The following is a 17,027-nucleotide window of genomic DNA, read 5'->3' as shown; positions in this document are numbered from 1 at the left end:
CTGTGACCAGGGCTGAGCAATGTCCGTGCACGGCTGTGCACTTGGGGAGGCGGTTGTGCACTTCGGTGATCGTGGATCGGAGTCCTTCGGTGCGATGCTCCGGTTTCACCGGGAGCGGGCCGGGATGACTCAGGAGGGGCTCGGCAAACACGTCGGCTACTCCAAGTCGCAGGTGGCGATGGTGGAGCGGGGTGAGCGGTCGCCGAAGGGCCGACTGGTGGAGATCGCGGACGAGGTGCTCGGTGCACAAGGTGCACTGCTGGTCCTGGCAGAGAAAGAGTTCGGCAAGGGCGGGCTCCGGCCGTGGACCGAGGACTATCTGGCAGAGGAGGCGAAGGCCGCAGCGCTGCACGTCTACCAGACCAACCTGATTCCGGGTTCGCTTCAGACCGAGGCGTACGCACGGGCCGTCTTCACGTCCAACCGCTGCCCGACCCTGGACGACGAGGAGATCGAACGGCGTGTTTCCTCCAGGCTGGAGCGTCGACAACTCTTCACCCGCAGACCCGCACCGACCGTCAGCTTCGTACTCGAAGAGAGCCTCCTCACCCGGCCGTTGGGCGGCAACGCCGCACTCAAGGAGCAGCTGCTCCACGTTCTCGCGATCGGAGAACTCCGCCACGTCGAAGTCCAGGTCATGCCACACCACCGGGAGGCTCACGCCGGGCTCGCTGGCCGCATGAGCCTTCTAGAGACTGCCGAGCGACAGCAACTCGCCTATGTGGAAGGCCACCGGGGCGGCTACTTCGTCAGTGAACAGCCCGACGTAGGAGACCTGTTCGGCAAATATGGCATTCTGCGAGCGCAGGCTCTCACCCCCGAGGAGTCCGCAACGCTGATCGAAAAGGTGGCACGGGAGCTATGAACACGGACCTCGTCTGGTTCAAGAGCAGCTACAGCGGCAGCGAGGGCGAATGCGTCGAGCTCGCATTGGAGTGGACGAAGTCCAGCTACAGCGACGGTGAGGGCGAATGCCTGGAAATAGCCCCCACCTCCACCACCATCCACATCCGCGACTCCAAGAACCCCAAAGATCACGGCGGGGCCACCCTCCAGGTAACCCCCACCACGTGGTCGGCCTTCCTTCGCTCACCGCTTGCCTTGAGCGCACTCCAAGCCGTTGGCTAGATACTCATGAAGTACACGCAGCTCGGACGCACCGGACTCAAGGTCAGCCGACTGGTCCTCGGCACGATGAACTTCGGACCGCAGACGGACGAGGCCGCCAGCCACGCGATCATGGACGCGGCGCTGACAGCCGGCATCAACTTCTTCGACACCGCGAACGTGTACGGCTGGGGCGAGAACAAGGGCCGTACCGAGGAGATCATCGGGAACTGGTTCGCCAAAGACGCGAGCCACCGCGACAAGGTCGTCCTCGCCACCAAGGTCTACGGCAACATGGCCGCGGACGGCGACGCCTGGCCCAACCACGACAAGCTGTCCGCGCTGAACATCCGGCGCGCGGTCGACGCCAGCCTGAAGCGGCTCCAGACCGACTACATCGACGTCTACCAGTTCCACCACGTCGACCGCCGCACTCCCTTCGAGGAGATCTGGCAGGCCATCGACGTGCTGGTGCAGCAGGGCAAGATCCTCTACGTGGGGTCGTCCAACTTCCCCGGGTACAAGATCGCCCAGGCCAACGAGATCGCCGCGCAGCGCGACGGCACCATCGGTCTCGTCAGCGAGCAGTGCCTCTACAACCTCGCCGAGCGCCGCGCCGAGATGGAGGTCATCCCGGCCGCGCAGGAGTACGGCCTCGGTGTCATCCCGTGGTCACCGCTGCACGGCGGCCTGCTCGGTGGCGTGATCAAGAAGGAGGTCGAGGGGGGTCGCCGGGCGAGCGGCCGGGCCGCCGACGCCCTCGCCAACACCACCATCCGCGCCCAGATCCAGTCGTACGAGGACCTGCTCGACAAGCACGGTGTCGAGCCGGGTGAAGCCGCTCTCGCCTGGCTGCTGACCCGCCCCGGCGTGACCGGCCCGATCGTCGGCCCGCGCACGGCGGAGCAGCTCGAGTCGGCGCTGCGCGCGGCCGAGCTGGAGCTGAGCGAGGACCTGCTGTCCGGCCTGGACGAGATCTTCCCGGGCCCGGGCCCGTCCCCGGAGGCCTTCGCCTGGTAACGCCGTCAGGCGTACGTCGGGCATAGAGGGGCGCGGGGCTGTGTCGATGTGCGGCTCCGCCGCGTGGGTGCGACCAGCCCCGCACGGGGCCGCACCCGGCAACGAACGCGCGGTTCCCGGCGCCCCCCGCCCGGCGCAGCGCTACCTGCCGAGGGCAGCCGCCAGCGCAACCACGACGAACAACAGCACGAGCACACCGGCCATGATCCGGTTCCGGGTCTTCGGGTCCACGCCCCCGAGCCTAACCGGCCCCGCCGAGCGCCCAACGGGCGACCGCCTCGTAGCGCGGCTGCTCCCCCGGCACCCCCGACGTCGGCAGATTGCTGCGCACCAGCGCGAGATCCGCCACGGTCCACGTACGGCTCGTGAATTCCTCCAGTGCCGCCACATAGGGCCGGGCGTCGATGGCCTCCCGGCTGCGGGCCACCGTGAGGTGGGCCTTGTAGCGCCGGTGCTCCCCCATCGGCACGCCCGCCTTCCGCGCCGCCGCCTCCGCACGCTCGGCGAGCAGCCGCAGGGTCCGCAGCTCCCCCTCCGCCCCCGCCCACAGCGCCCGCCCGTGCCCGAACTGGCCGCCACCGCGCACCGCCAGCGCGAAGGGCTCGGTCCGGCGCGCAGCCCGCTCCAGCCGTTCCGACAGATCGGGTGCGACGCCGTCGTCGACCTCTCCGTAGAAGGCGAGGGTGAAGTGCCAGCCGGGGCGGCCGGTCCAGCGCAGTCCGTCCGCGCCCGGGAGTCTCCTCAACTCGGCGACTGCCGAGGCGAGTTCGGCGGCGACGTCCTCGGGCGGCAGCACGGCGGCGAAGAGTCTCATGCGCACCAGCCTGCCACCATGGGGGCATGGAGATCACCATCAGAGAAGGCGGCCACGACGACGTCCCCGCGATCCTCGGCATGCTCGACAGCTGTGTGGAGTGGCTGGTGGGGCAGGGCCGTACCGGGCAGTGGGGGGACCAGCCCCTGTCCGAGCGTCAGAAGACGGTGGAGTCGGTCGTCCGGTACATGGACGAGGGCGATGTGTACATCGCCGAGGCCGACGGGGTACCGGCCGCCACGCTCACCCTGACCGACGCACCCGGCGCCTACCTGTCCCATCTGCCGCCGCCCGGCGAGCCCGAGCGGTACATCCACTGGCTCGCCTCCGACCGCCGCTTCAAGGGCCACGGCGTGGGCAGCGCGCTGCTCTCGCACGCCGCCGAGGAGACCAGGCGCGCCGGCGTCGCCCTGCTGCGGGTCGACTGCTACGCGGGCGACGACGGCAAGCTCGTCCGCTACTACGAGAGCAACGGCTTCCTCCGCACCGAGACCTACACCGGCCAGAACGACTGGCCGGGACAGGTGCTGGCCCGGAGGGTGTGACCCCCCGGGCCGGCGGAGCTGTCACGCCGCGGCGGCCAGCTGCTCCTGGGGCTCCCGCGGCACGAACCGCACATGCGGGTGGCCGCGGTTCCAGCCGACCGACAGGCGCAGGTTGCCGACGCGGGCCAGGACGAGGCCGATGACGATCGCCGCGGCGGCGGCGATCGCGCCGCCGACGGCGAGGCCCGCCCGGACGCCGTAGACGTCCGTGATCCACCCGGCGATGGGCGCACCGATCGGTGAGCCGCCCATGAACACCATCATGTAGAGGGCCATCACGCGGCCGCGCATGGCCGGGTCGGTGCCCATCTGGACGCTGGTGTTGGCGGTGACGTTGACCGTCATGCCGAACATGCCGATGGGGACCATGAGCAGGGAGAACAGCCACAGCGAGGGCGCCGTGGCCGCCACCAGCTCCAGTCCGCCGAAGGCCACCGCCGCCGCGATCATCACCCGCATCCGGGCCGTTCCGCGCCGGGCCGCGAGCAGGGCGCCCGCCAGCGAACCGACCGCCATCAGCGTGTTGAAGAGGCTGTAGGAGCCGGCGCCGGCGTGGAAGACGTCGTCGGCGAAGGCTGAGAGGTACACGGGGAAGTTGAAGCCGAAGGTGCCGATGAACCCGACCAGGGCGATGGTCCAGATCAGCTCGGGGCGCCCGGCGACATAGTGCAGCCCCTCCCTCAACTGGCCCTTGCCGCGCGGCGCCCGCTCGACGACGTGCAGCTCACGCGCGCGCATCAGCAGCAGGCCGACGATGGGCGCGACGAAGGACAGGCCGTTGAAGAGGAACGCGTAGCCGGTGCCGACGCCGGTGATCATCAGGCCGGCGACCGCCGGGCCGACCAGTCGGGCGGACTGGAAGTTGGCGGAGTTGAGGCTGACCGCGTTCTGCAGCTGTTCGGGACCGACCATCTCGCTGACGAAGGACTGCCGGGCCGGGTTGTCGACGACCGTGGCGAGGCCTACGGCGAAGGCGGCGAGGTAGACGTGCCAGACCTGGACGTGTCCGGAGAGCGTGAGCACCGCGAGCGCGGTACCGGCGACCCCCATCGCGGACTGCGTGAAGAGCAGCGTGCGGCGCTTGGGCAGCCGGTCGACGAGGACGCCGCCGTAGAGACCGAAGAGCAGCATCGGCAGGAACTGCAGTGCCGTCGTGACACCGACGGCGGTCGCGGAGCCGGTGAGGCTGAGGACCAGCCAGTCCTGGGCGATGCGCTGCATCCAGGTGCCGATGTTGGAGACGACCTGGCCGCCGAAGAACAGGCGGTAGTTGCGGACCTTCAGCGAGCTGAACATCGAGGACTTGCGAGCGGTTCCGGGGTCGGGCGGGGAGTCGTGGGTGGTCGGTGCGGGGGCGGAGTCTGCTCCGGATCCCGTACTCAAAAGGGTCGCCTCCTTGTTGTTGCCGAATATCAGAGGTGTGCGAGCTTCTCCAGCACGGGGGCGGCGGCGCGCAGTGTCGCCCACTCGTCCTCGTCCAGGCCCTCCACCAGGTTGGCCAGGAAGGCGTTCCGCTTGGCGCGGCTCTCCGCGAGCATGGACTCGGCCTGCTCGGTCTTGGTGACGACCTTCTGGCGCCGGTCCTCGGGGTGGGGCTCCAACCGGACCAGTCCCTTGGCCTCGAGCAGAGCGACGATGCGGGTCATCGACGGCGGCTGCACATGCTCCTTGCGGGCGAGTTCGCCCGGGGTGGCACTGCCACAGAGGGAGAGGGTGCCCAGCACCGACATCTCGGTGGGGCTGAGCGACTCGTCGACCCGCTGGTGCTTGAGCCGACGTGACAGCCGCATGACAGCTGATCGCAGGGAGTTCACAGCGGCAACATCGTCGCCATGGGTGAGGTCCGACATGTCTTTAGCGTAACTCATTACTCTCGCTAAACAAGCTGGGGTGCACGAGGATTCCCGTGACCCATGCCACGGAGAGCCGGGGATTCCGGGACTTCCCCCGATAAACACGGCATCACCCGTACGAGTGAGTCGTGGGCGGAAAGTGAACGGCACCCGGAGTTCGCCAGCGACCCTCGTGTTCATGGGGACCAGCGTGCTCAGCCTGCGGATGGACGGAGAGCTGCTCGAACGGCTCCGGGACCATGCCGCGAAAAGGGGAATGAGCGTCCAGGACTATGTGATCCGGACGCTCATTCGAGACGACTTCGACGAGCGGTTCCAGGCCGCCGTCGACGAGACCGAGAAGTTCTACGGGGTCACGTGAGCACGGCTCAGGTGAGACCCAGTGCGGGCATCAGGTAGTAGAAGCCGAAGACCGCCGCCACGACGTACATCGCCACCGGGACCTCCCGGCCCCGCCCGGCCGCCAGGCGCAGCACGGCGAAGGTGATGAAGCCCATGCCGATGCCGTTGGTGATCGAGTAGGTGAACGGCATCATCACCATCGTCACGAAGGCCGGGATGGCGATGGTGTAGTCGGCCCAGTCGATCTCCTTGACCGAGCCGGCCAGGATCAGGAAGCCCACCGCGAGCAGGGCCGGGGTGGCCGCCTGGGACGGGACCATCGTGGCGATCGGGGTCAGGAACAGCGCCACGGCGAACAGCGCGCCGGTGACGACGTTCGCGAAGCCGGTGCGCGCGCCCTCGCCGACACCGGCCGTGGACTCCACGAAGCAGGTGGTGGCCGAGGAGGAGCTGGCGCCGCCCGCGGCGACCGCGATGCCGTCGACGAAGAGGACCTTGTTGATGCCGGGCATCTGACCCTTGGCGTCGGTCAGCTTGGCCTCGTCGGAGACGCCCATGATCGTGCCCATCGCGTCGAAGAAGCACGACAGCAGGACCGTGAAGACGAAGAGGACGCCGGTCAGCACGCCGACGTGGGAGAAGCCGCCGAAGAGGCTGACCTTCCCGATCAGACCGAAGTCCGGGGTGGCGACCGGGTTGCCGGGCCACTTGGGCGTCGTGAGGCCCCAGGTCGGGATCTTCGCGACGGCGTTGATGACCACCGCGAGGACCGTCATCGTGACGATCGAGATCAGGATCGCGCCGGAGACCTTGCGGACGATGAGCGCGAGGGTGAGCAGCACGCCGAGGATGAAGACCAGGACCGGCCAGCCGTTGAGGTGGCCGTCGGCGCCGAGCTGGAGCGGGACGGTGGTCTGGGCGACGTCCGGGATGCGGGAGACGAAGCCGGAGTCGACGAGCCCGATCAGCATGATGAACAGGCCGATACCGATGGAGATGGCCTTGCGCAGGCTGTAGGGCACGGCGTTCATGACGCGCTCGCGCAGTCCGGTGGCGACGAGCAGCATCACGATCAGGCCGGCCAGGACGACCATGCCCATCGCGTCCGGCCAGGACATCCGGGGGGCGAGCTGGAGCGCGACGACCGAGTTCACACCCAGACCGGCGGCCAGCGCGATCGGCACGTTGCCGACGACGCCCATGAGCAGCGTGGTGAACGCCGCCGTCACGGCCGTCGCCGTGACCAGCTGTCCGTTGTCCAGCTGGTGCCCGTACATGTCCTTCGCGCTGCCGAGGATGATCGGGTTCAGCACGATGATGTAGGCCATCGCGAAGAAGGTGGCGAAGCCGCCACGAATCTCACGGGAGAGCGTGCTGCCTCGCTCGGAGATCCTGAAGTAGCGGTCGAGCGCGCCGGACGCGGGCGCGTCCCCCGGCTGTTCGGGGGCGGGAACCTTGGCGGGGGCCGAGGTGGACATTGGGTGTTCCTACGAGCAGAAGTGGACATGAAGCAAACGGTTTCAGTATGAACATATGAACCCTGCAGCGCTATCTCCGCGCGTAGACCGGACCGCCTCGTAAGCTGTCCCCCATGGAGAAGTGGACACCCAAGCACGAGGCACCGGAGCCCCTCGAGGGCCCCATCGTGGCCACCATCACCGGCGGCACGATCCTCTGGTTCGTCCTCTTCCTGGTGCAGCTCCCCTTCTACGGCTGGTTCGACGACCACGGGCACACCTGGTGGGTGTGGACCTGCCTGGCCGGCGGCGGGCTCGGGCTCATCGGCATCTGGTACGTCCGGGGGCGCGACGCGGCGATCAAGCGGGCGGCGGCACTGGACCCGGGGTCGGCCGAATAGGGCCGTACCGGAGCAGCGGAGACGACCGGACAGGGCGGGACCGCAGTATCGGGGTCGGCCGGGCAAGGCGTACTACCACCGCACGAGTTCGCTCCTCCCCAGGTCGGATCTTCCGGTCACTCGGCGGGTGAAGCCGCAAATCCGCACGTACCGTCGAGTGCATGACGCACATCGACGCGGGCGCCGAGCTCGACCCTGTGCACCCCGTGCCCGTCCCCGCGACGGCGCGTGGTCTGACCGCGGCCGAGGTCGCCGAACGAGTCGCGCGAGGGCAGGTCAACGACGTTCCGGTGCGCAGCAGCCGGTCGATGGGCGAGATCGTCCGGGCGAACGTCTTCACCCGGTTCAACGCGATCATCGGTGTGCTCTGGCTGATCATGCTGGTCGTCGCGCCGCTGCAGGACAGCCTGTTCGGCTACGTGATCATCGCCAACACCGGCATCGGGATCATCCAGGAGTGGCGGGCGAAGAAGACCCTGGACTCCCTCGCGGTGATCGGCGAGGCACGGCCGACGGTGCGGCGGGACGGGAGAGCGGCCGAGGTCAGTACGTCGCAGATCGTGCTGGACGACCTGATCGAGATCGGGCCCGGGGACAAGGCCGTGGTCGACGGGGTGTGCGTCGAGGCCGACGGGCTCGAGATCGACGAGTCGCTGCTCACCGGTGAGGCCGACCCGGTGGTCAAGAAGCCCGGGGACCAGGTCATGTCGGGCAGCTTCGTGGTCGCCGGCGGCGGCGCCTTCAAGGCCACCAAGGTGGGCCGCGAGGCCTACGCCGCCCAACTCGCCGAGGAGGCCTCCCGCTTCACCCTCGTCCACTCCGAACTGCGGAGCGGCATCTCGACGATCCTCAAGTACGTGACGTGGATGATGATCCCGACCGCGATCGGCCTGATCATCAGCCAACTGGTCGTCAAGGAGCACGGCTTCAAGGACTCGGTCGCGCGCACGGTCGGCGGGATCGTGCCCATGGTCCCCGAAGGACTCGTCCTCCTCACCTCCGTCGCCTTCGCGATAGGCGTCATCCGGCTTGGCCGAAAACAGTGCCTCGTCCAGGAACTCCCGGCCATCGAGGGCCTCGCCCGCGTCGACACCGTCTGCCTCGACAAGACCGGCACCCTCACCGAGGGCGGCATGGACGTCACCGAGCTCAGGCCGCTGCAGGGCGCCGACGACACGTATGTCCGCAAGGTCCTCGGCGCCCTCGGCGAGTCCGACCCGCGCCCGAACGCCTCCCTCCAGGCGATCATCGACGCCTACCCGGACGTCGAGGACTGGCGCTGCACGGAGTCCCTCCCCTTCTCCTCCGCCCGCAAGTACAGCGGCGCCACCTTCAGCGAGGGCAACGGCGAGTCCAGTACGTGGCTGCTGGGGGCGCCCGACGTGCTGCTGGACGACGGCGACCCGGCCCTCGCCGAGACCGGGCGGCTCAACGAGCAGGGACTGCGCGTCCTGCTGCTGGCCCGGGCGGGCCGTGACCTCGACGATTCCGAGCCCGCGAAGGGAGCGCGGCCCACGGCCCTGGTCGTACTGGAACAGCGGCTGCGGCCCGACGCGGCCGACACCCTGCGCTACTTCGCCGAGCAGGACGTCAGCGCCAAGGTCATCTCCGGCGACAACGCGGTGTCGGTGGGCGCGGTGGCCGGGAAGCTGGGCCTGACCGGAGCGACCGTCGACGCCCGCCGGCTGCCCGCCGAGCAGGACGGGATGGCGAAGGCCCTCGACGAGGGCACGGTGTTCGGGCGGGTCACCCCGCAGCAGAAGCGGGACATGGTCGGCGCGCTGCAGTCGCGCGGGCACACGGTCGCGATGACCGGCGACGGCGTGAACGACGTACTGGCCCTGAAGGACGCCGACATCGGCGTGTCCATGGGCTCGGGTTCGGAGGCCACCCGCGCGGTCGCCCAGATCGTGCTGCTCAACAACAGCTTCGCGACGCTGCCTTCGGTGGTCGCGGAGGGCCGCCGGGTCATCGGCAACATCACGCGAGTCGCCACGCTCTTCCTCGTGAAGACGGTCTACTCGGTGCTGCTGGCCGTCCTGGTGGTGTGCTGGCAGGTGGAATACCCGTTCCTGCCACGGCACTTGACGCTGCTGTCCACCCTGACGATCGGCATCCCGGCCTTCTTCCTCGCCCTGGCCCCCAACAAGGAGCGGGCCAGGCCCCACTTCGTGCGGCGGGTGATGCGGTACTCGATCCCGGGTGGCGTGGTGGCCGGCGTGGCGACCTTCGTGTGCTACCTGATCGCCCGTCACTATTACGTCGGTGAGGGCTCGTTGGACGCGGAGACCAGCGCGGCGACGCTCACGCTCTTCCTGATCTCCATGTGGGTCCTGGCGATCATCGCCCGCCCCTACACCTGGTGGCGGATCGCCCTCGTCGCCACGATGGGCGCGGCGTTCGTGTTCGTACTGATCGTGCCGTCGCTCCAGCACTTCTTCGCGCTGAAGCTGGTGGGCGTGACGATGCCGTGGATCGCGGTCGGCATCGCGGCGGTGGCGGCGGTCGCCCTGGAGTTGCTGTGGAAGTGGGTCGACCGCCGCTTTCCCGCTTAGCGGTAGCGCGAGGACTTACTGCACGTCGACGTAGTCACCCGTGGCGTTGACCGCCGGAGTCGTCGTCGTACCCGCGAAGGAGTAGCGGAAGTAGCCGTCGACGGTCGCCGTGGTCGTCGTCTTCAGGTTGCCCGTGGAGTCCGACGTGATCGTCTTCAGCGTGGTGTAGGTGCTGGAGTCCTTCTTGCGGAACTGCAGCTTCACCGGCTGAACGGTGTAGCCGTGGTACTTGTTGTCCTCCCAGTTGGCACGCGACAGCTTGCCGGTGACCGTGACGGTCTTGCCCTTCGTGACCGGCTCCGGCGCCGCGTTGACCGTCAGCTTCGAGTAGCGCTGGACGAGGGTGGAGCCGAGGTCGCCCTGCTCGTGGCTGGCCGAGGTGCTGTAGTTGAGCGCGAGGGCGCCGGCCGACCACTTGCCCGCGTCCGAGTTGATGAGGTCGCCCTCGGCCGGGTAGATGTCGATCTTGCCCGAGCAGCTGGCCGTCGTGGCCGAGGTGGCGGTGCAGGTCGCCGGGTCGTCGCCGAACAGCACGTTGTCCGGGGTGGTGTACGAGCCCTTGTAGATGAGCGGGCCGTTGGCGAAGTCGTCCGACGTGATGTCGACGTCCGCTCCGTGGGTCAGCGTGTAGGTGACCGTGGTGGAGACGTGGTTCGTCGTACCGACCTTGACCGCCGAGGCGATCTTGAGGTCGGAGAAGCTGACGTCCAGGTCGGCCGCGGCGGCGTCGGCGCTGAACGCGGTCTTGCCGGAGTGTCCGGCAAGGACCTTCGCGGCCTCCGCGCGGTACGACGGCGCGGAGTCGGCGGCCTGCGCGGCCGGCATCACGAAGGCGGAAAGGGCCAGGGCGCCGGAGACGGCGGCCACGGTGGCACGTATGTGCATGTGTTCCCCAAGTGGAGAAAGTGATCGTGGAGCCTGTTGGCTCAACGCATCAGATTCGTGACGCTTGTGACTGGTTGTACGGCCGAGACGGATTTTATGCGGGGATGACGAAGCCCTTGCCATGTGCAGAGCAACGGCCGCCCCCGGGGTCCCCGTCCGGTAGCGGCCGTCACTCACTGCTGGCACTTGCTCGTGGTGCTGATTGCCTACTGCACGTCGACGTAGTCACCCGCGGCGCTGACCGCCGGGGTGGTCGTGGTGCCCGCGAAGGAGTAGCGGAAGTAGCCGTCGACGGTCGCCGTGGTCGTCGTCTTCAGGTTGCCCGTGGAGTCCGACTTGATCGTCTTCAGCGTGGTGTAGGTGCTGGAGCTCTTCTTGCGGAACTGCAGCTTCACCGGCTGAACGGTGTAGCCGTGGTACTTGCCGTCGTCCCAGTTGGCGCGGGACAGCTTGCCGGTGACCGTGACGGTCTTGCCCTTCTTGACCGGCTCCGGCGCCGCGTTGACCGTCAGCTTCGAGTAGCGCTGCAGGTTGAAGGCGGCGACCTTGTCCGTCACGGCGACACCGACGTTGTCCAGGTTCGGGTTCTCCTGGTCCTCACCGTTGAACGCGACCGCGAATCCGGCCGCCTTCCAGGCGCCGGCGTCCTCGTTCAGCAGCTCCAGCGGGTCGATCGCGACGGTGGCGGTGCAGGTGGCGACCGTCGTGGAGCCGTCGGTGCAGGTCGCGTCGTTGCTGTCGAACCACCAGATCTCGTCCTCGAACGAGGAGCCGCGGTACAGCTCGATGCCGGTGACGAAGTCGGAGGCGTGGATGTCGACGTCCGCGCCGTGCGTCAGCGTGAAGGACACCGGCACCTTGACCACGTTGGTGGTGCCGACGGCGATGTTCTTGCCCTTGTTGACCTTCACGTTCGAGAAGGAGGCGTCCAGGGCGTACGGAGTACCGGTCGCCTCGGTGCTGAACGCGCTCTTGCCGGAGCCCGAGTGGAGGGCGTCGACGGCGGCGGCGACATCCGCGGGAGCCTTCGGGCCGTCGGCGGCGAGCGCGGCCGGCGCGACGAGGGCGGAGAGGGCCAGGGCGCCGGTGACGGCGGCCACAGTGGCACGTATGCGCATGCGTTCCCCACGTGGAGAAAGGGGCCCCGGTGGTCGTCGTTCCCTACGGCGCGCGTGCACGTCGGGGCCCAAGTGGTCATGGAGCCTGTTGGCTCACGTGATCAGATCCGTGACGGATGGGAATGGTTGTACGGCCGGTGAACATTTCTTGAAGGTGATTTGAAGATCACCGACCGTACGCGCCGCGCTCCACGTCCTACGCCCTGCGCCTGCCCCCTACGCCTGCGCCTCCGTCTGGGCCACGCCTCAGTCGAACCACCGGTCCCGCGCCAGCTCCTCCGTGCGCGACGGGTCCTCCATCAGGGCCGCCACCTCGAAACGCCGGGGCCACTGCCCTGCCGCCCAGGCGAGCCCGGCGGCGACGCCCTCCAGGGTGGCCGCGTGCAGCACCCCGTCGCCGGTCAGCCGCCAGTCCAACTCCACGCCGTCGACGAAGAGTTCCTCGTGCTCGACGTAGGTCGCCGGGGTCCGTGCCCCGAGCAGCACCCGCACCGAGTCCGGTACGTCGCGTTCGGCGCCCTCGGAGTCCACCGCCCCCGTCACGGACTCGCTCAGCCGCCGCACCTGGAACAGCTCGGCCAGCTCGGCGGCGCGCGCCGGCCGTACCGGCAGCAGCGGGACGCCCTGGGTGAAGGGCAGCAGGTCGGGCGAGTCGACGACCACCGCTTCGGCGGCGTCCACGACCTCGACCCGCCCGTCGACGACGGCACGCAGCTCGTCCGGCAGCGTCACCTGCTCGGGGTCCAGGTCGGCCAACGCACCGTAGAGGGCGTGCAGTTGGGCGCCGGTGACCTCCCGCTCGGGGTCGGCGAGCCGGTCGAGGAGCTCGGCGGCGCCGCCCGGCTCGTCGAGCAGTGAGGCCACGGAGGTCCGCACGCCGAGCGCCCGCAGCACCTGCTCGTCGTCGAACCCGGTCGCGTCGGCCTCGTCGTAGAGCCCACGCAGCAGCGGGTCGCCACCGGCGGCGAGCAGTCCGGCCGGGCGGCGCCCGTCGATCACGGGGTGCCCGCGCAACCACCAGGCCGTGTAAGGCCGTACGACCTCGTGGGTGCCGTCCGGCAGCAGGATCCGCACGGGCTGGGTGAGGGCGTCGCGCAGCGGCGGCCGGGCGAGCAGGGCGAGTGCCTGCGGCCACTGGTCGTCGTCCACGAGATCCAGGTCCCGTACGGCGACCAGCTCGGTGGCGACCGGCGGTACGGGCGTGTCCGGGAACCGGTCGAGGACGTCCTCGCTCCACACGTCGACGGCGTCGAGGAGCCCGGCGTCGTCGGGCTCGGCGAAGTCCCCTTCGCGGGGCTCCAGTTCATCCGGGTCGAGGACGACGTCGGTGGCCCGTACGAGCGCGAAGTTGGCGAGCACGCCACAGGCGGCCAGCGGCTGTTCGCCCCACTTCTCGGCCAACTCGATGTCGACGGAGGCGAGTTCGCCTTCGCGCATGACCTGGGCGAAGGGGCTGCCCGGGAGGACGAGTTCGCCGGCGGGGGCGAGTTCCCCTTCCTCGTCGGGGAGGGCGAGGGCGCCGAGCCAGGGTTCGTCACCGGGTTCGAGGCCCGCGTCCCGCACCAACGCGAGGACGGTGTCGGCGAGTTCCTCCGCGTCGGGCGCCTCCTGCTCCCAGTCGAGGCCGCCCTCGTCGTCGAGGGAGGCGGCGACGGCGGCGCGGACCTGGGGGGTGGTCAGGACCGCGCGGGGCGTCGCCGGGAGGGCGCCGAGCTTCTCCAGGAGGGGATGCACGGCGTCCGGGTGGGCGACCTTCAGGCCGAGCCGGGCGAGCACCTCGGGGTCGATCCGGGCGGCGTCCGCGGTGGGCAGCAGCACCTGTCGGGGCCCGATGGTCGTACGGCCGTCAGCGAGCGGGACGGGCAGCCCCGAGAGCCGGTCCGGGTCGACCCCGGCGAGGCTGTCGTAGAGCCGCCGCCACCAGCCGGGCTCCTTCTCCAGCCCCGCCAGCCGGTCGACGGCGTCGGTGAGCGGGACGCGGGCGACGCCCAACGTCCGCAGTTCCACGCGCCGTTCGAGCCCGGCGGGCAGGAGGGTCGGCAGCACCTCGGCGAGGACGCCCACGGTGTCGACACCGGCCCCCTCGACAATCTCGGCGTCACGGGGCCGAAGGGACTCGGGCAGCTCAAACCCCTGATCCTGCCCCTCCCCCTGCCGCTGCTCCTCTTCCCGGTCCTGGTCCGGCTCGGCGGCGGGAGGAAGAAAGGAAGTCCGCGGCAGCCGCTCCAGGATCGCCGCCCGCAGCGCGCCGTCCAGCTCCCCCTTCCCCAGCGGTCCGGGCACGAGCCCGATGATGCCCTCGCTCACCGGCCGCCAGCCGGCGAGGAGTTCGGCGTACGTGTCCGCCGCGCGCTGCACGAGGAAGTCGGTGAGGGGACCGGGGGCCGCGTGCCGACGCGTGGTGTCGAGGGGGAGGGAGGCGATGAGGAGAGCGGGGACGCCCAGGGGCTCGTCGCTGGGGGTGGGGGCGTGGACGACGGGGGCGGTGCGGGGACGGTCGGGGGTGCCGTCGGTCGCGTTGACGGGCACGGCCCAGGTCAGAGACCAGTGGGGGCGCAGCCGCTCCTCCACCGGACGGTCGGCCAGCAGATCGGGGGTGAGCGGGCCGTCCGCGGACGAAGTACGCCAGTACGTGGTGCCGTTGAGGGAGTCCTCCACGACGGTGAAAGGGCCGTCGGTGCGGCGGCGGAGGGTGCGGGGAGTGCCCTGGCCGACCTCGACCACGACCTCCTCAAGGCCCGGGAGGGCGAGGAGCAGGGCGTCGTCGACGGCACCCAGCAGCCGCTCGGCGAGGTCGGTGGCGGCCGTGTCGCGCAGCGGGAGGATGACGACGGTGTCGTACGGATCCGGTGCTGTCCCCTCGGCGGCGAACGGAAGCCGCAGGAGCGGCACATGCCCGTCGCGGCGCCGGATCTCGTCCCCCAGCCCGGGGCTGTGCCGGGCGGTGTCGGCGGCCAGCTCGCGGGCCTCGGCGAGGGCCCAGCGGACGCCGCCGTGCCGGCCGACGACGGCGGGCTCGTCGGTGACGGCGAGCACGGCGGCGAAGCCGACGCCGAAACGGCCGACGGCGGTGTCGTGGGCGTCCCGCTTGGCGGAGGCGCGCAGCGTGGACAGCGACTCGACGCCGGAAGCGTCCAGGGGGGCGCCTGTGTTGGCGGCGGCGAGGACGCCGTCGCGGAGGGTGAGCCGGAGCCGTCCGGGTACGCCCGCGCGGGCCGCGGCGTCGGCGGCGTTCTGGGCCAGCTCCACGACGAGCCGGTCCCGGTAGCCGCCGAGAACGAGGTCCTCCTCGGCGTTGGCGTCCTCACGGAACCGGGCGGGGCTGGTGGCCCAGGCGTCCAGGACACCCCGGCGCAGACGGGCCGTCCCGAACGGATCGGCCCCCTCGGCCGCCGGCCGCACGAACTTGCTCACGTTGACTCTCCTCATCGGCGTGGGGTTGAAGGTACCGCGCCGACGCGGGGGGAGACGGGGCCGACCCAGCCATGGACGCCCCCTTCGGAATCAGACCTTCCGGGGTTCCCCGCTCGGCCTGCCGACGGGCAGGGTGAGCTCTGTCCTGCGACGGCCTTCAGCAACTCCGGCTACGCAGGCGTCCGGTGCCCGAACAGGGCCGACCGACGGCAAGAGGTTCACGCATCGAGGGCGTGGCGATCCTCGCCCGCTCGCCCTCGCCGCCGCCTCACCCGCTCGACGAAGGCCACTGACCCGCCACCCGGCCCCAGCGCTACGAGTGCCCCAGCTCCGCCGTGTCCTCGTCCGCGGCCACCGGCACCGAGCCCGAGTCCGGTGCCGGGCGCAGGGGGAAGGGGTCCACCCTGGTCTCGTCGATCACCGGTGGGGCCGGCTGTGGGGGCTTGGGCATGACGGCGGCCTCGGAGTGACCTCCGCAGCCGTAGGACAGGGACACCACCCGGCCGTCGGCCGGTGAGAACTCGTTCGCGCAGACGCCGAAGGCCTGGCCCAGCGAGCCGCCGATCCGCTGGAGGAAACCGCAGCTCATACAGGACGCGGGGGCCGCCTGGGCCATCGGCGTCTTGGAGCCGTACGCATCCTCCCAGCGGTCCGCGGCGATGTGCAGGCCGTAGCGGGACAGGACGCGGGAGCGGCGCACGCCCAGTTCCTCGGCGACGGCCGCGATGGAGCCGCGGGACGGGGCGAAGGGGAGGCTCGCGGGGGTGCCCTCGGTGACCTCGGCGTCCTCCGCCTCCACCAGCTCCGCCATCTCCTCGGAGACGGCCGAGTTCGGCGGGGGCTCCTCCACGCCGGTGTAGCCGGGCTCCAGGCGGAGGTCCTCGGCGTCGGTGGGGAGCAGGTCGCCGGGGCCCATGTCGCCGGGGCGCAGGCGTTCGCTCCACGGGACCCACTCGGGGGCGAGCAGCGCGTCCGGGCCGGGCAGCAGGACGACCTCGTCCAGCGTGACGAACTTGGCGCGGGAGGCGCGGGCGACCGTCACGGCCCAGCGCCAGCCGCGGTACCCGAGTTCCTTGCACTCGAAGAAGTGCGTGACAACGCGGTCGCCCTCGGACTCCAGCCCCGCGTGCTCGCCGACCACCCCGGGTGCGGCGGCCTCCTCGGCTGCGGAGCGGGCGAGGTCGACGGCCTCGGCGCACAGACGGTCGGGGGTGCGGCTTCGCGTTGTCGCTGCGCTCACAGGTATCGCTTCTCTCCTACGCCGTCACTCGGGTGCGCCGGCCTGAAGGCGGTGGGTGCGGACGGAGCGGACCGAAGGACCGCGTCGACGTCCGCGCCCGATCGCGCTCGGGCGCACCTCATACATCCATTCTGCGGGATGTCCGAGAGGCGCGCGGCCGAGAACGTTCGCCACGACGCGCTACGCACGCTACCTTCTCGCGACCGCTCGGCCTACACCGACGGGACGTTTCCCCCCACCTGCCCGGTTCCGACGTGCCTCCCGCCGGGTTCCGAA

Annotated in this window: 15 protein-coding genes; 7 read left to right on the top strand and 8 right to left on the bottom strand. The window is 70.2% G+C overall.

What is annotated here, in order from left to right; all coding sequences use genetic code 11:
• Window positions 1-19 precede the first annotated feature (19 nt).
• Genes OG303_RS27735 through OG303_RS27725 form a run of 3 tightly spaced genes read left to right on the top strand, consistent with a single transcriptional unit; the run spans window position 20 to window position 2,127 of the window.
• Window positions 20-865 carry a helix-turn-helix domain-containing protein gene (locus OG303_RS27735; RefSeq protein ID WP_405871693.1) on the top strand — a complete coding sequence of 282 codons (846 nt, stop codon included), beginning with the start codon at window positions 20-22 and terminating at the stop codon, window positions 863-865.
• Entirely contained in the window at window positions 862-1,128 is a 267-nt protein-coding gene (locus OG303_RS27730; protein ID WP_405871692.1) for a DUF397 domain-containing protein, read from the top strand. The genes OG303_RS27735 and OG303_RS27730 overlap by 4 nt, the downstream gene beginning before the upstream one ends.
• A gap of 6 nt (window positions 1,129-1,134) precedes the next feature.
• The gene (locus OG303_RS27725; RefSeq protein ID WP_405871690.1) at window positions 1,135-2,127 is read left to right on the top strand and encodes an aldo/keto reductase; all 993 of its coding nucleotides are present in this window, start codon (window positions 1,135-1,137) and stop codon (window positions 2,125-2,127) included.
• Between the two features lie 241 nt (window positions 2,128-2,368).
• Here the strand turns inward: OG303_RS27725 and thpR are convergent, their stop codons facing one another.
• Complete coding sequence (thpR, locus tag OG303_RS27720) at window positions 2,369-2,941, bottom strand: RNA 2',3'-cyclic phosphodiesterase (protein WP_405871688.1); 573 nt, start codon at window positions 2,939-2,941, stop codon at window positions 2,369-2,371.
• A gap of 26 nt (window positions 2,942-2,967) precedes the next feature.
• On the opposite strand from thpR, the gene OG303_RS27715 reads away from it, so the two are divergent.
• Window positions 2,968-3,486, top strand: coding sequence for a GNAT family N-acetyltransferase (locus tag OG303_RS27715; RefSeq protein WP_405871686.1), 519 nt, complete (start codon window positions 2,968-2,970; stop codon window positions 3,484-3,486).
• A gap of 21 nt (window positions 3,487-3,507) precedes the next feature.
• Here the strand turns inward: OG303_RS27715 and OG303_RS27710 are convergent, their stop codons facing one another.
• Both OG303_RS27710 and OG303_RS27705 read right to left on the bottom strand, forming a co-directional pair.
• Window positions 3,508-4,869, bottom strand: coding sequence for an MFS transporter (locus OG303_RS27710; RefSeq protein ID WP_405871685.1), 1,362 nt, complete (start codon window positions 4,867-4,869; stop codon window positions 3,508-3,510).
• Window positions 4,870-4,898: 29 nt separating this feature from the next.
• Window positions 4,899-5,336, bottom strand: coding sequence for a MarR family winged helix-turn-helix transcriptional regulator (locus tag OG303_RS27705; protein WP_405871684.1), 438 nt, complete (start codon window positions 5,334-5,336; stop codon window positions 4,899-4,901).
• Between the two features lie 181 nt (window positions 5,337-5,517).
• On the opposite strand from OG303_RS27705, the gene OG303_RS27700 reads away from it, so the two are divergent.
• Entirely contained in the window at window positions 5,518-5,700 is a 183-nt protein-coding gene (locus tag OG303_RS27700) for a ribbon-helix-helix protein, CopG family (RefSeq protein ID WP_405871683.1), read from the top strand.
• 7 nt (window positions 5,701-5,707) lie between these two features.
• Here the strand turns inward: OG303_RS27700 and OG303_RS27695 are convergent, their stop codons facing one another.
• Window positions 5,708-7,159 carry an NCS2 family permease gene (locus OG303_RS27695; RefSeq protein ID WP_405871682.1) on the bottom strand — a complete coding sequence of 484 codons (1,452 nt, stop codon included), beginning with the start codon at window positions 7,157-7,159 and terminating at the stop codon, window positions 5,708-5,710.
• Window positions 7,160-7,272: 113 nt separating this feature from the next.
• Here OG303_RS27695 and OG303_RS27690 point away from each other — a divergent pair, with 113 nt between their 5' ends.
• The gene (locus tag OG303_RS27690; RefSeq protein ID WP_405871681.1) at window positions 7,273-7,539 is read left to right on the top strand and encodes a DUF2530 domain-containing protein; all 267 of its coding nucleotides are present in this window, start codon (window positions 7,273-7,275) and stop codon (window positions 7,537-7,539) included.
• 161 nt (window positions 7,540-7,700) lie between these two features.
• Window positions 7,701-10,094 (top strand): HAD-IC family P-type ATPase, encoded by a 2,394-nt coding sequence (locus OG303_RS27685; RefSeq protein WP_405871680.1) that lies wholly within the window; start codon window positions 7,701-7,703, stop codon window positions 10,092-10,094.
• A gap of 15 nt (window positions 10,095-10,109) precedes the next feature.
• Here OG303_RS27685 and OG303_RS27680 read toward each other — a convergent pair whose 3' ends face one another.
• The 4 genes from OG303_RS27680 to OG303_RS27665 form a co-directional block, all read right to left on the bottom strand.
• Complete coding sequence (locus tag OG303_RS27680) at window positions 10,110-10,979, bottom strand: hypothetical protein (protein WP_405871678.1); 870 nt, start codon at window positions 10,977-10,979, stop codon at window positions 10,110-10,112.
• Window positions 10,980-11,185: 206 nt separating this feature from the next.
• The gene (locus OG303_RS27675; RefSeq protein ID WP_405871677.1) at window positions 11,186-12,097 is read right to left on the bottom strand and encodes a hypothetical protein; all 912 of its coding nucleotides are present in this window, start codon (window positions 12,095-12,097) and stop codon (window positions 11,186-11,188) included.
• Window positions 12,098-12,343: 246 nt separating this feature from the next.
• Complete coding sequence (locus tag OG303_RS27670) at window positions 12,344-15,511, bottom strand: sacsin N-terminal ATP-binding-like domain-containing protein (RefSeq protein WP_405871675.1); 3,168 nt, start codon at window positions 15,509-15,511, stop codon at window positions 12,344-12,346.
• Between the two features lie 313 nt (window positions 15,512-15,824).
• Entirely contained in the window at window positions 15,825-16,751 is a 927-nt protein-coding gene (locus OG303_RS27665) for a DUF3027 domain-containing protein (RefSeq protein ID WP_405871673.1), read from the bottom strand.
• Window positions 16,752-17,027 lie beyond the last annotated feature (276 nt).

The sequence above is a fragment of the Streptomyces sp. NBC_00005 genome (assembly GCF_045160215.1).
Taxonomy (GTDB): domain Bacteria; phylum Actinomycetota; class Actinomycetes; order Streptomycetales; family Streptomycetaceae; genus Streptomyces.
Note: the sequence above shows the minus strand (reverse complement) of the source record. Positions and strands in the feature narration are given on the sequence as shown.